The organism is uncultured Sunxiuqinia sp., assembly GCF_947495665.1.
In the GTDB taxonomy this organism is placed as follows: Bacteria; Bacteroidota; Bacteroidia; order Bacteroidales; family Prolixibacteraceae; genus Sunxiuqinia; species Sunxiuqinia rutila.
Genome location: NZ_CANLZV010000008.1, coordinates 76,132 through 91,160 on the forward strand (window position 1 = coordinate 76,132; position 15,029 = coordinate 91,160).

At 45.3% G+C, this 15,029-nt stretch carries 7 protein-coding genes; 6 read left to right on the forward strand and 1 reads right to left on the reverse strand.

Annotation, left to right across the window (positions count from 1 at the left end; genetic code table 11):
* Positions 1 to 34: 34 nt before the first annotated feature.
* The gene (locus tag Q1A18_RS11645) at positions 35 to 2,875 is read right to left on the reverse strand and encodes a triple tyrosine motif-containing protein (RefSeq protein ID WP_299580028.1); all 2,841 of its coding nucleotides are present in this window, start codon (positions 2,873 to 2,875) and stop codon (positions 35 to 37) included.
* Positions 2,876 to 3,313: 438 nt separating this feature from the next.
* Between Q1A18_RS11645 and Q1A18_RS11650 the strand changes: the two genes are divergently transcribed.
* From Q1A18_RS11650 to Q1A18_RS11675, 6 genes are all read left to right on the forward strand, one after another.
* A complete protein-coding gene (locus tag Q1A18_RS11650; protein ID WP_299580031.1) occupies positions 3,314 to 6,331 on the forward strand; it encodes a TonB-dependent receptor in 3,018 nt (1,005 codons plus the stop codon).
* Between the two features lie 21 nt (positions 6,332 to 6,352).
* Entirely contained in the window at positions 6,353 to 7,891 is a 1,539-nt protein-coding gene (locus Q1A18_RS11655) for a RagB/SusD family nutrient uptake outer membrane protein (protein ID WP_299580033.1), read from the forward strand.
* Positions 7,892 to 7,915: 24 nt separating this feature from the next.
* Positions 7,916 to 9,010, forward strand: a complete 1,095-nt coding sequence (locus Q1A18_RS11660; protein WP_299580036.1) for a LamG domain-containing protein — start codon at positions 7,916 to 7,918, stop codon at positions 9,008 to 9,010.
* 231 nt (positions 9,011 to 9,241) lie between these two features.
* Positions 9,242 to 10,573 (forward strand): glucoamylase family protein, encoded by a 1,332-nt coding sequence (locus Q1A18_RS11665; RefSeq protein ID WP_299580039.1) that lies wholly within the window; start codon positions 9,242 to 9,244, stop codon positions 10,571 to 10,573.
* A gap of 178 nt (positions 10,574 to 10,751) precedes the next feature.
* Positions 10,752 to 13,163, forward strand: a complete 2,412-nt coding sequence (locus Q1A18_RS11670; RefSeq protein ID WP_299580042.1) for a glucoamylase family protein — start codon at positions 10,752 to 10,754, stop codon at positions 13,161 to 13,163.
* Between the two features lie 47 nt (positions 13,164 to 13,210).
* Positions 13,211 to 15,028: a family 43 glycosylhydrolase gene (locus Q1A18_RS11675; RefSeq protein WP_299580045.1), complete on the forward strand. Its 1,818-nt coding sequence runs from the start codon at positions 13,211 to 13,213 to the stop codon at positions 15,026 to 15,028.
* The last annotated feature ends 1 nt before the right edge of the window (position 15,029 follow it).

Sequence of the window (15,029 nt, forward strand, 5' to 3'; positions counted from 1 at the left end):
TGGCTATTTCGTGAAAAAATAGTTCTTTTTTTTTCTAAAGCTCTAAAATCAGATCCGTCAATTTTTCATCATGGTCAAGGTTCATTTTCTTACGCAGACGATAACGGTGATTCTCTACTCCACGAACAGAGATCCCCAACAGGGGAGCGATTTCTTTGGACGACAGGTTCATACGAAGAAAGGCGCATAAGCGCAGGTCTTTGGCAGTCAGTTCCGGGTACCGCAATTTGATCTTGGTAAGGAACTGCTCGTGGGCCCGCTCGAAGTTGGTTTCAAATAATTGCCAGTCATCATCACTTGACATGTTTTCATCAATTTTTCGGTTCAAATGATTGTAATACTTGTCCGGAAAGCGCGATCCCAGCTGTTCTTTTTGCTTCGATACAAGTTCTTTTATCTCCAAAAGAAACTCATTCTTTTTGATGATGGACATGGTGGAGTTGGCCAACTCCTTGCTTTTATGCTGAATCTCGTCCCGGAGCTTCTCATTACGCAAGCGAATCAGCTCTTTTTCCTTTTTATCGTGTTCCAGGCGTTCTTTTTTGCGTGTTTGCTGAATTCCCCAGGTGCGGAAGCCCAGTAAGCCCGCAACAAAAAGAAGCAGGTAGATTGCCCGGGCGTAATTGGTGAGGTACCAGGGCGGCGCCACTTTAAACGATAGCGAGTCGACCTGGCTTTCATTGCCCCACTGGTCAATGGCCTTAACCAGCAAGGTGTAGTTGCCGGCGGGCAAGCGGTCAAAAACAAAACGCGGTTCGGTTGATTTTTCAGACCAGTCCTGATCCAGTCCTTTTAAGTACGACTGGAAATAAATCGGATTATGCGTGTAGTACGGAAAAGAATACCGCAAATGCAGGTTATGGTATTTGTATTTTATATGAACATCCTGTCCGGAAATGGCCTCTCGGACGGTTTCGCCACGGCTGGAGGTCAGTTCCAAATCGCGGAGCTTGGGCTGAAAGCTTTCAATAACAGAACTCGTGTCGCTTATTGCAGCATCAATTCGTGCAATTCCGTTTTCAAGACATACAATGGCTTTGGTTTCTGTTAAGGGCAAAATATTTTCATAATCCTCAATGAGCTCAGTGCCCGCAAACAGCGATCGAGGATAGGTTTTTATCTGCTCAATGGTGTTGTTGAAAATTTTGAACAAGCCAATTTGCTCTCCCGTAATAAACCAATAATGATGGTCGGGCCCAGCAATAATTCGCTTAGAGGCTATAAAAGGCCCCAGCTGCTCATTGAATAAATCGTAGGGGAGGATGGAGTCCGTTAAATCATTATAGGTGTACAAGAGTTCTTCGGTGGTGAAAACAATTCGGTTTTCAACCTTAAAAACATGCACCGAATGGTCTTTTTTAAACACCGACTCTTTGCCATAGTAGATGCGGTTAAGCACACTGTCGCGTTTGTTGTTCAACTGAAGCCGGTAGATGCCTCGTCGCATGTGGCTGGCCCAAATGTCGCCCAGGTGATCAATTTCAATGTAGCGAATCAGGTCAAAAAATCCTTTTATTACACCATCCTGCCGGTAGGTGTTTTCTTCCTGCTTTATGCGAATGATGTTTGAATACGTGGATTCCAGCAGGTAGTCTGCTTTCATTGGGTCCTCACGAATGGAAAAACCACCCGATTGTCTCGAAATAAATTGGTGTTTACCGTCTTTTATCAACAGGGTGCCATCGTTGTGTCCGGCAAAAAGGTGGTTGTTGTAAATCTGAAGTTCCCATACCTGATTCTGCGTGGAAGGAACGAGTTGGAAGTCGCCCTGGTTGTCATTGATCGCTCGCCTGAACAAGCCTTGATTGGTTCCCAGGTACAATTGGTTTTCAAAAACAGCCGCATCATAAACAGCGCCAATTTCCGGGAGTGTTTCAATTTCAAACCCCAGGTTTCGATCATTGGAGATAAAATCGATGCCGTTATCCAGGGCCAGCCAGATATTGTTGAACTGATCGGTCGTAATTCCAAGTACCGTGTTGTTTTGGAGCCCATGATCGGTATTGCATCGGGAGACCAGCGAGCCGTCTTTTTCAAAAATGAGAATGCCATCAATCAGCGTTCCGATAATTAAACGTCCTTGTTGATCAAAGAATCCGCGGTTTACTTCATTTTTCTTGAAATAGTCTGTCCATGTAGGATTCCACTCACGTATGGATTGACCATCGCTAATGAAAATGCCATTGGAATTGGTTCCAAACATGATTTGATTGTTTCCGTAAGGAAGGATGAACCGAATCGTGAGACCATTAAAGAAGGACGATTGGATATAAGGCTGTGTCTGCCCGTCTTGTTTTATTTTGAAAATCCCTTGGTCGCTTACTGCCAGTAGAATATCATTATTTACCCGGTGCATGGTATTCGAGAATCCGGGGAGTTTGATCGGTTTGATCTCCTTGTTGCGGTAAATCAAAACACTGTTGAATGAATGGAAATAGACGGCGTCATCCAAAATGGCGATGTTCCAAAATTCTTCGTTGTCGGAGAAATACGGAGCGGCAAGTTCATTCAGGGAATGGTATTGCAGAAATCCGTTTTCATCAGCCAGCCAATAGCCCAGCTCACGGTAGCCACTGGTGTAGATCAGGGAATCGGACAGGGCTAGAACCGAGCGCAGGTTGGTTTCATTCGGAAGCCGGTAGAGTTTCCAGTCTACACCATCAAACTCCAGCAGACCGCCATGGTTGGCAAAGTATAGAAAACCGTTGGGGCTGCGGTCAACTGCCCAGTTTTGCTTGGAAGCGTGGTAATTGTTCTTTGAAAAGTTCTTAATGTTGAAAACGGGTGTTTTTGCTTGTAGCTTTGCACCGGGCAGAACAAGCTGTAGCAAAAACAATAGCGCATAAATTAAATGAGTTGCTTTATTTCGATTCATCCTCTTTTTCGTTAAATATTAACCACAAGCCGCAAAGTCAAAAAAAAAGTAAACTGCCGATTGATTGCGATCATCCCCTAAAAAGGGGGATTCCACCAATGCCAGGATGTCAAAAATAGCAATTCTAGGGGTTATGTCTACAGTTAGTTGGTTCATGGAGCAATTGATTGCGGCTTTTGAAAGCTGATATTTGTTACTTTTTGTGAAAAACATGTTTTATATCATATTCGTTTAAAGTTTAAAAAAGTGAGAAGTGATGAGGTAATTCATGTTTGATAGACAGCTGGTTGCAGGATTTATTGTATTAAGGTGTGAGGTACTGATGAGGTGTGATACTCACTTCACCATGTTAAGAGAATTAGAAGTGTATGTGAATTTTTCTTAAAATATTGTGGGGAGTGTAGATTAGCTGCACAAACTGAATCAAAAAGGTGTACGATGAAAAAACTAATGTTTCTATTTTGCTTTATTTTTTCGGTTACCTCGGTTTTTTCGCAACAAAATGCGATAACGGGAAATGTAACTGAAGCTTCAACTGGAGAGCCTATTCCAGGGGTTAGTGTTATTATTAAAGGCACAACGTCCGGAACAATCACTGATTTTGACGGAAATTATACCATTAAAGCAGCCAATACAGATGTGCTTGTATTTAGCTTTGTTGGTTTAAGTTCTAAGGAAGTTGCGGTAAGTAACCGGACTGTTATTAATGTACAACTGGAAGAGTCGACTGAGTTGGTGGATGAAGTCGTTGTGGTTGGCTATGGCCAGCTGAAAGTGAAGGACCTTACTTCTTCTATTTCTACAGTAAACTCTGATGAGCTCCAGAAGACTCCGGCCGGGCAGGCCATGCAGGCTTTGCAGGGCAAGGTGGCTGGAATGCAGGTGGTGAGCAGTGGTGCTCCCGGCGATTCACCGACCATTCGTGTACGTGGAATCGGGTCTTATCCTGGAAGTAATAATGAAGCGCCGCTTTATGTGGTTGATGGAATGTTCTTTGACAATATCGACTTCCTGAATACGTCGGATATTGCTTCAATCTCTGTTTTGAAAGATGCCTCGGCCGCTGCTATTTATGGTGTGCGTGCAGCCAATGGGGTTGTTTTGATTGAAACCAAATCGGGAAAAACCAATCAAAAATCAGAGATTACCTACGATGGCTACTACGGAATGCAGGTGGCTCAAAATGTGCTGAAGATGGCCAATGCAGAGCAATTTACAACGATGGCTATGGAGTCTGGCTCTCAAACTGCTATTGATAATATTTACAAAGCCATGCAGCGTTACGGTCGAAGCCGGATTAATCCTAACGTGCCAGACGTAAATACCGATTGGTACGATGAGATTATGCGTGTTGCTCCGATCCAAAACCATAGTTTGAGTGTAGCCGGTGGAAGCGACAAGGCAACTTACTCATTAGGAACCAGCTATTTTGGGCAAGAAGGTATTCTGGATATGAAAAACGAGTATGAGCGTTTTAACCTTCGTTCAAAAGTTGATTTCAAAGCAACTGATTGGTTTACCATTGGTGGTAACATGATTTTCAGTAATGCAACCAAATACAGCCAGGAGTCAAGTGCGTGGAGTATGGCTTACTGGGCCGTACCAATTATGCCGGTGTATGATGAATTGAACACCGATGCCTGGCCAACAAAATACGCGAGTGCAGAGCACATTGGGTATCGCGGAGGACAGAACCCTTTTGCCGCCATTGACTACAATAATCGTCGGATGAAGATTCGTAAAGTCCTGGCTAATTTCTATGCCAAGGTAGATGTGATTCCCGAAAAACTGTCGTTTAAAACAAGCTACAACCACAACTTTACGTCTCTGAATAACCGGGATGTGGCTTTACCTTATTTCATTAGTACCAACTTTAAGCGGGTTGATGCCACGCTGACTAAGCGAAGCGAAACCTATTCAAACCAGATTTGGGACAATGTTTTGACTTACGACGATAGCTACGGTAAACACAAATGGACCGTTATGGCCGGTACTTCATACCGCGACGAGGCTTATGACATGCTGACTGCTCAAGGCGTGAATTTTCCGGTTGATCAGGAAGAAGCCTGGTACATTAGTCAGTCTGATTTAGCGAACATTCCGACTACCGCTGTACGTGACGGTGGAAGCAGACAATACGGAATCTCTTACTTCAGCCGTATTTCTTACAACTTTAACGACCGCTACCTGGTTTACGGTACCATGCGTGCCGACGGTAGCTCAAAATACCAGGAAAAATGGGGTTACTTTCCAACGGTTGGTGCCGGATGGGTTGTGTCTGAAGAAAATTTCATGGAAGAAATTGATGTGATCGACTTCCTGAAAGTGCGTGCCAGCTGGGGACGGCTTGGAAACGATAAAATTCAGGCCAGCGATGGTGCTTCAACTACCAATGTTGTAACAACCTCTTTGGGCGATATTCTATACAGTGGAACAACCACTGCCAGTACCTTCTCTTCTTTGAAATGGGAAGTAACGGAGGAAACTAACGTTGGATTGTCTTCTCGTCTGTTTAACAGTCGCTTGTCTGTTGAAGCAGATTATTATATCCGTGACACGGAGAACGCCGCAATTCGCGTAAAAATTCCTTCAACAGGAAGCAGTGTGTTGCGTAACGTAGGAGTTATTCGTAACTCTGGTTTTGAGTTAGCCTTGAACTGGAATGATGAAATTACTAAAGATTTGAGCTACTCCATTGGAGCCAATATTTCAACCTTGAAAAACGAGGTTCGCGACTTGTACGGACAGCCATACATTGATGGTGGTTCAGCTGAATTCCGCCAGCGTTCAATGGTGGGTGAGCCTTTAATGGCATTCTTCGGATACGAAGTAGCTGGTGTTTATCAGAATGAAGAGCAAATTCAGGCTGATCCTGTTGCCGTAGCCAACAACCTGGTTCCCGGAGACTTTATCTACCGTGACCAAAACGGTGATAACCAAATTAATGATGACGACCGCGTGGTGTTGGGTTCTTACTTTCCGAACTTCATGTATGGCGCCAACCTGGGGCTTAACTATAAAAATTTCGAATTCTCAGCCAGCCTGGTAGGGCAGTCCGGAAACAAGATTCTGAACCGCAAACGAGGTGAAGTAATCTGGACACCTGATTTGAATATGGATGCTGACCTGGCCGTTAACCGTTGGCATGGTGAAGGAACAACCAATTCATACCCTTCTTCTGCAGCATTGAGAAAAGGATGGAACCAAAAACTAAGTTCATTCTTTGTTGAAGACGGATCGTTCTGGCGCATTCAAAACATTCAGTTGGCTTATAATCTGAATGGCAAGGATTTCTTCGGAACAAAAATTCTAAATACCAAAATCACTTTCACGGCTGATCGTCCGTTAACGGTATTTAACTACAACGGATTCAACCCGGAAGTTGCTAATGGAATTGATCGTCAAACCTACCCAATCCCTGCGACTTACACGATTGGGCTGAATGTTAAATTTTAATCGATTTAAAAAGGAAGAATTATGAAATTAAGAAAATATACAATCAAGATGGTTGCTTTGGGCGCTGTATTGTTCGGAGCCTCAGCCTGTCATGATTTACTGGACGAACCGAAAGAGAATACTTCTTTCACCGAAGAAACGGACTACACCAAAACAGAGGACATGATTTTGCCTTTGATCGGTGCTTACGCTGAATTCAACTCACGAGGCTGGGAAGATTTCCCCTTGATGTCGGTTCGTGGTGACGATGTGAATGCCGGAGGATTGGGTGATCAGCAGGATTTTGCAGAAATGGACAAGTTCAACTACAATAAGGACTTTTGGATGTACAACTCAACCTGGCAAAACCTGTATGCGGATATTTTTGACACGCATTCAGCCATGGAGCAAATTGAGCTGTATAAAGAGTTTGCCAGCAATACCGCTAAGGCCGATCAGTACATTGCTGAAGCCAAAGTACTTCGCGGATGGTTGTTGCTTCAGTTGTCACGTGTTTGGGGTGATGTGTTTATCACAACAAGCTCTGACCCGTCTGACTTACTGGTTTTGGATGTGGCCAGCAAAGATGAGGTGATGCAACACCTTTCAGATCAAATGGATGAAGCGCTTCCTTATTTGCCAGCCCTACGCCCCAATGAGCGTGTAGATATTCCTGGTGGAGTTACTAAATACACTGCCTTAGCCATTAAAGCCTTGGCTAATCAGGAATTGAAAAACTACCAGGGGGTTGCTGATGCGACTTCTCAAATTATTAGCTCCGGTAAATTTTCGTTGGAAGCTGATTTTTACAACTTGTTCAAGATTCCCGGAAAACTGAGCAGCGAAAACCTATTGGAGCTGCAAGCTTCTGATTTTGGCCAAAGCTCAGGTGACATGGTTTATTACGAGTTTGCCGCTTTAGGACCACAAGGTTGGTCACCTAAAGTAAAAGGTGCCGATGGCGGTTGGGGCTTTTATGAGCCTAGCCTGAAATGGATCAAGTTTATGTTGGACCGTGGCGAGGAAACTCGCTTGGAAACCAGTGTCCTGTTTACAGACAGAGGTATTGCCGAGATTAAAAAAGATCCCAAATACACCTCTTTGCCAGCTTGGATTTCCAATACAACGCCTTCGGGTGATGTGATTAATGACTTTTCACGGGCCATGTTCTCAAGTGGGAAGCATTACCTGCCTTCAGATCAGTTAACACCAGGACGTACGCGTTATGGGTCAAACAAAAACATGATCGCAATTCGATATGCTGAAATCCTGTTGATGCATGCCGAGGCTTTGGTTCAGGGAGCAAGCAGCTCTGCCATGACTGCCGATGCAGCGGTTAATACGGTTCGCGCACGTGCCGGATTGAGCAACCTGAGCGGTGTGACACTTGAGCAAGTGATGGATGAGAAATTTGCCGAATTAGGTATGGAGTGGGGAATTCGCTACAGCGATATGGTTCGCTTGGGCAAATATGATGAGCTAAGTTATGAAGGACGTTCGTTTTCTGAAAAACTGACGTTCCTGCCTTACCCGCAAAACCAAGTGGATTTGTTGCCAAACCTGGGGGCAGCTCAAAAGTAACCAATCACTAAAAATTGAATGAAAATGAAAGCATTAAAATACATATTCACTGCAGCGGTGGCCGGTTTGTTTGCTGTTGCATGCAATGAGGGAATTGACTCGATAACGCCTGTTGCTCCCGGCGAAGATACGGAAGCCCCGGTTGTGAAGATTAATTACCCAACCGGAGATATCACCATCCCGTTTACCGATGAGCAAACGGACATCGACTTCAAATTTGAAGTAACTGATGATATTGAAGTGCAACAATTCACGGTAACGCTGAATGAGCAGGTTATCGGTGAATACAGCGATTTTAAAGATTACCGCCGGGTGTTGGAAACCCTGTCACAAACAGCCGTTACCATTGGCGACTACTCATTGGTTGTAACAGCAACTGACCTGTCAGGCAAAACAACAACTGAAAACCTGGATTTTGTGGTGACCAATAAATACATTGCCAGGTATGCGGACGAAATCTTGTACATGCCTTTCGAAGGCGGGTTTTACATGAACCTGTTGACAGAAACGGAGGCAACAGTTGTTGGGACTCCAGCTTTTGCTGAAGGAAAAATCGGTCAGGCTTATGTGGGCGACTCAGCTGCTTACCTGACTTTGCCGGGTGAGGAGTTTCATTCGAATGAATTCACTGCTGTGTTCTGGATGAAGGTGAATGCCACACCAGACCGCGCCGGAATTTTGACGATGGGGCCAGAGGATACGGCCAACGCGGGTTATCCGGACAAACAGAACAACCGTAAAAGTGGGTTCCGTTTTTTCAGAGAAGATGCTGCTGGCAAGCAACGCTTTAAACTGAATGTAGGAAATGGCGAAGCTGATCTTTGGGTGGATGGTGCCTCGGCAGCTGATGTTGACCCAACAACCGGAGAGTGGGTACACCTGGCCTTTACCATTTCAGATACAGAATGTGCAATTTATATCAATGGTGAAGTTGCTAAACAAGTAGCGTTTACAGGAATTGACTGGACTGGATGCGACGTGCTTTCAATCATGTCGGGCGCGCCAAGGTTTAACGAATGGGGCCACAACTCTGACGAGAGTGCGATGGATGAACTTCGTTTGTTCAACAAGGCTTTAAGCCAGGCGCAGATCCAGAACATTATGGGGAACGAGAAATAAGGAGAAAGAAGAAATAGTTTAGTTAGGTTTCTTTTAAGTATGGAAGGCTGCTTGGAATTCCGGGCGGCCTTCATCTTAAAAGTTAATTTCTACCAGAAGGTGAACCTTGTTTCTCCTCCCCATAAAATATACTGGTGAAATAAAGGTGTTCTTTTTTCGCAAAATATGGTTGGTTTTCTTTTTCAAACTCATTGAATTCAGAAAATCAGACTACCAAATAAAATACGTGCAATGAAACATTTAATATTAGGTGGCTTACTGTTGTTGATGGGAGTGTCATGCACCCATGCACCCCAGAAGGGATCCTCCTATGCTGATTTGTCAGATACGCAACTGTTGGACACCATTCAATACCAGACTTTCCAGTATTTCTGGGAGGGAGCTGAACCCAACTCCGGGATGGCTCGCGAGCGCATTCATATGGATGGCGTTTATCCGCAAAACGATCAGGATGTGATTACTTTGGGGGGCTCTGGTTTTGGAGTGATGGCAATTTTGGTTGGTGTTGAGCGTGGTTATATTACGCGCGAACAAGCCTTGGAGCGCTATCAGCGAATTGTGGATTTCCTGGGAAAAGCTGATCGTTTTCATGGGGTGTGGCCACACTGGCTCGAAGGTAAAACCGGTAAAGTAAAGCCATTCAGTAAAAAAGATGATGGGGGTGACCTGGTTGAAACTGCGTTTATGATTCAGGGACTTTTAACGGTAGCTGAATATTTTGAAGGCGGAAACGACGCCGAGATGCAGTTGGTAGCCGACATCAATCAACTGTGGGAAGAAGTTGAGTGGGATTGGTACACCAAAGGTGGCGAAGATGTGCTTTACTGGCACTGGTCACCCAATTATGGTTGGGATATGAACATGCCAGTCAGTGGCTATAACGAATGCCTGATCATGTATGTACTGGCAGCAGCTTCTCCAACACATGCCATTCAGCCCGAAGCTTACCATAAAGGCTGGGCGCAGGACGGCGCTATTTCCAACGATACCGTTTACTATGGATTAAATACGGTTCTGAATTTCTATGGAAATGTGAATGAACCTACCGGACCAATGTTCTGGGCACATTATTCCTACTTGGGATTGAACCCCAAAGGCTTGTCTGACAAGTACGGAGACTATTGGCAACTGAACCAGAATCAGGCCATGATTCATTACAAATATGCGGTAGACAACCCGAAGGGCTTCGAAGGCTATGGCGAAAAGCAGTGGGGTTTCACCTCGAGCTATTCGGTGGATGGTTACTCAGGGCATCGTCCGGGTAACGGCGATCTGGGGGTTATTAGCCCAACGGCAGCCTTGTCTTCTTTTCCGTATACCCCCAAAGAATCCATGCAAATGCTGAGATACTTGTATGCCGAAGCTGATTCGCTTGTTGGCAAATTCGGCCCTTACGATGCATACAGCGTTACTGCTGATTGGTCGTTGCCGCGCTATCTGGCAATTGATCAGGGCCCAATCCCGGTAATGATTGAAAATTACCGGAGCGGCTTGTTGTGGAATTTATTCATGAAAAATGAAGACGTGCAACGTGGGCTGGATCGCTTAGGATTCAGCTATTAATAACAATCTGCCCCTGCGAAGGCTGGTAATGGTCTTCGCAGGTTTTTATGCCTGACAGATCGTTGGCAGGAGACGAGAATGCTGCAGCAACGATGACTATAGTGACTTTGCTCTACTTAGCTTAGCCTGAGATACTATTCCCCAATAAGTTCCAAATCGCACAGAAAATACCCTTGAAATGATAAACAATCGAACAATCCCGGTAGGGCTTTTAATGCTTTTCGGTTTGATGCTGTGCATGCCTGGCATGGCTCAGCAAGTGTATTTCTTTGCAGAAGGAACTACCAACGGCTACTATGATCAGGGACTGGTTGATTTGAGCAGTCTCGGAGAAAGTCAATTTGAATACACATTTCCGCCGGGGGCACCGCAATACAATGATAAGCTTCCTTGCTCCGAAACAGCCTTTCAGGGACAATCGGCCTTGAAATTTAATTACACTTCTTCCGAATCCGGCAACTGGATCGTTCGGATTCATCGTCCCGGGTGGGAAAATGCTGACCTCACAGCCCTGGACTCGATCGCTTGCTATATTTATTCTGAAAATGAACTTCCATCATCGGCTTTACCGCTGATTGGCCTGCGGGTTGCCAAATCAACGGGTGCTGACGATGATTCCAGACGCTATGCCTTAGGTGCATTTAATCCTTCCATTCCCGCACAAAAGTGGACACGTATTACGTTTCCGATAAAAGAAATTACAAGTGACCCGGAGAATAGCGCATTGGATTTTACCCGGGTTAAGGCCATTGTTTTTGGCCAATCTGAAAAAAACGGGCTTTCGCGCCTGTTACTGGTCGACGAAATCAGTGCGTTTAAAAGCCTGGAGCAAATTCCTCCGGTTGAAGACCTGCAGGTGGCTGGTTACGACAGCCATGTAGAGCTGAACTGGACCGCTCCTCAAGCAGGATTGACCTATAAAATTTATGCCTCATTTGATGGCGGTGAAAACTATACATTACGTCAGGAAACAACAGAGAACAATTGCCTCGACTTTGTCCCCGAAGAAGGTAAAAATGCGACTCTGCATTACCGGGTAAGCTCGGTTTATCAGGGCGCTGAATCTTCTTCGGTGGATAAGTCGGTTGAGCTGGAGGATTATACCGATGATCAGCTGCTTGATATGACGCAGGAGTATGCTTTCCGTTATTTCTGGGAAGGGGCACATCAAGCAAGTGGAATGGCTTTGGAGCGCTCCAACGGCAATGGCCGGACGGTGGCTTCCGGAGCAACCGGCATGGGATTAATGGCCATGATTGTTGCTCACGAACGGGAGTATCGGCCAAAAGAGCAGGTAAAAGACCGGATTTTGATGATTCTCGATTTTCTGGAAAACTGTGAACGTCACCATGGCGCCTGGTCGCACTGGTACGATGGCAATACACTAAAAACTCAGGCTTTTACACCCGATGATGATGGTGGCGATCTCGTGGAAACAAGTTTTGTGGCTCAGGCGCTGATTGCCTTGAGAAACTACTTTCAGGATGGAGACACTAAATCGGTACAAATACGTGAGAAAGCGACCCAATTGTGGAAAGAAATTGAATGGAGCTGGTATCAACAAGATGGTCAGCAAGTGCTGTATTGGCACTGGTCACCACGAATTGGTTTTGAAAAGAACCTGCAGGTGAGTGGTTGGAATGAAAGTTTAGTCACCTACGTCATGGCTGCTTCGTCGCCGACCTATGGCATCAACAAAGAAGTGTACGAACAAGGTTGGGCACGGAATGGTAACATGGTCAGGCCCCGGACTTTTTACAATTATCCCATCAGCTTGGCGCCGGATTGGGGCGGTCCACTTTTCTGGATTCATTATGCCCATCTCGGATTAGATCCGAAGGGATTGAAAGATCAGTATGCTGACTATTGGACGGAGCATGTTAACACAGCGCGTATTCATCATGCGTATGCTGTGGCTAACCCAATGGGCTTTAAAAATTACAGCGAAAGGTGCTGGGGACTAACAGCCAGCGATGATCCAGGCGGTTATTCGGCGCATCAACCTTACTCGAACGATAATGGAACGATAAGCCCAACGGCCGCTTTGTCCAGCATGCCCTATACTCCGGAAGAGTCTTTACGGGCCTTGAAGTATTTCTATCGCGAGCGCGGACAGGAATTATTCGGAGAATATGGTCCGTACGACGCTTTTAACGATGAGCGGAACTGGGTTCAGGAGTCCTACATTGGTATTGATCAAGGGCCAATTGTGGTGATGCTGGAAAATTACCGGACCGGACTTTTATGGGATTTGGTGATGCAAGATGACGATGTGCAGGCCGGCCTGGATAAGCTTGGGTTTGACTATCAATTGGCTACCGATGTGGATGAATCACTGACAACGAGAAGCTTTCAGGTTTATCCCAATCCGGCTGCTAACCGGGTTTACCTGGTTGGTGACTTTCAATCAAATGACCACTGGTTGCTGGAGGCGTATACTATGGACGGACGAATGGTTTGGAGTGAGCAGTTGCAACTAACCGGGACCAACCTGGAACTGAATTGTGGAGCCTGGGCCGAAGGATTGTACCTGCTCCGAATTCAGAATGACAAAGCGATAAAACAAGCCAAACTATTAATCAAACGCTGAGTAGCTGGTGGGTTTGTAAGGTTTCAGATATTAAATAAAGAGATAAAATGAAGATTAAAAGAGTATTTCAACGTTTAGCTTTAGCGACTCTGCTTTTCGCGGCAATCCCGGGAATGGGAAACGCACAGTCGGTATGCAATACGTATTGTAACCCTTTGGATATTGATTATACCTATATGGTTTATAATTCCAGCAAGAACATTTCCTATCGTTCAGGGGCCGACCCGGCGGTTGTCGAGTTTCGGGGAGAGTATTACCTATTTGTCACCCGTTCGTTTGGTTATTGGCATTCAACGGACTTGGTGAATTGGGATTTCATCAAGCCAGCACAGTGGTTTTTTGAAGGGTGCAATGCCCCCACAGCTTTCAACTACAAAGATTCAGTGATTTACTTTGCGGGCGATCCTGCGGGTTATGGAAGTATTCTGTACTCAGACGATCCCAAAAGTGGAAAATGGACCCCAACAGCATCGATTTCCAATAACATTCAGGATTCTGAATTATTTATCGATGATGACGGGAAAACCTATTTGTATTGGGGATCTTCTAATGTGCACCCGATACGGGTGAAAGAGTTGAATAAAAACGACCGCATGTTGGAAACAGGGGTGAAAAAAGACTTGATCAACCTGAATGAAGAAGAGCATGGTTGGGAGCGGTTCGGCGAAAATAACTTCCATCCAACCCTAAAAGAAGGGTATATGGAAGGGGCTTCAATGACCAAACACAACGGCAAATATTACTTGCAGTATGCGGCTCCGGGAACGCAGTTCAATGTGTATGGTGATGGTGTTTATGTTGGCGATTCTCCACTGGGGCCATTCACTTACATGAAAAACAACCCGATGAGTTTTAAACCCGGAGGCTTTACCAATGGTGCCGGACATGGGATAACCGTGAAACAAACCAATGGGCAGTATTGGCACTTTGGAACCATGGCGCTGGCGTCGAACTCGCACTGGGAGCGCCGGTTATGCATGTTCCCAACTTATTTTGATGACGAAGGCTTGATGCATTCCAATACGCATTACGGTGATTATCCGCGGTTTGGGCCGGATCATCCGACGAAAGCCGGCCAGCATTGTGGTTGGATGCTGTTGTCCTATCGCGGAAAAACGACGGTTTCTTCTTCGCAGATGCAGATCCGAAAAAGTACATCGACCGATAATGATTTTGACATCACGAATATGCCGTTGGTGAAAAACAGTGCAGGGGAAATTACCTCAGAAGTGTTGACTGATGAAAGTCCGAAGTCCTACTGGGTAGCGGATGCCAACGACGATCAGCAATGGATAAAAATCGAAATGCTTCAGCCCGGAATGGTGAATGCCATTCAACTGAATTTTCATGATCATGAGTCTGGAATTTACACACGTACCGAAGGTTTACGCCATTGCTTCACGATTGAAGTGTCAGAAAATGGCGAAGACTGGAAGACGGTGGTGGATCGAAGCAAAAGCTACAAGGACTCGCCCAACGCTTACATCGTGCTAACCCAGCCTCAAAAAGCTCGTTTCATTCGGTATAAAAACATTGAAGTTCCTGGAAAGAACTTGGCCATGTCTGAAATCCGGGTGTTTGGAACCGGCTTTGGTAAAAAGCCCGGCAAAGTAAAAGACTTTGAGGTTCAGCGTCACGAGGATCGTCGTGATGTTTCAACCAGCTGGAAGGAAGTGGCTGGAGCGCAGGGTTACAATATTCGTTGGGGGATTGCTCCGGACAAATTGTACCACTCATGGCTTGTGTACGAAGATACTGAGTTGCTGATGCGCTGCTTTGATAAGAATACAACCTACTACATGAGCATTGAAGCATTCAATGAAAATGGAATTTCAGAATCAACCAAGGTCATTAAAATTGATTAAG

Bases quoted from the DNA above. Each gene is read 5' to 3' on its own strand.
- Q1A18_RS11645 (WP_299580028.1), bottom strand. From the start codon at position 2,875: ATGAATCGAAATAAAGCAACTCATTTAATTTATGCGCTATTGTTTTTG.
- Q1A18_RS11650 (WP_299580031.1), top strand. From the start codon at position 3,314: ATGAAAAAACTAATGTTTCTATTTTGCTTTATTTTTTCGGTTACCTCG.
- Q1A18_RS11655 (WP_299580033.1), top strand. From the start codon at position 6,353: ATGAAATTAAGAAAATATACAATCAAGATGGTTGCTTTGGGCGCTGTA.
- Q1A18_RS11660 (WP_299580036.1), top strand. From the start codon at position 7,916: ATGAAAGCATTAAAATACATATTCACTGCAGCGGTGGCCGGTTTGTTT.
- Q1A18_RS11665 (WP_299580039.1), top strand. From the start codon at position 9,242: ATGAAACATTTAATATTAGGTGGCTTACTGTTGTTGATGGGAGTGTCA.
- Q1A18_RS11670 (WP_299580042.1), top strand. From the start codon at position 10,752: ATGATAAACAATCGAACAATCCCGGTAGGGCTTTTAATGCTTTTCGGT.
- Q1A18_RS11675 (WP_299580045.1), top strand. From the start codon at position 13,211: ATGAAGATTAAAAGAGTATTTCAACGTTTAGCTTTAGCGACTCTGCTT.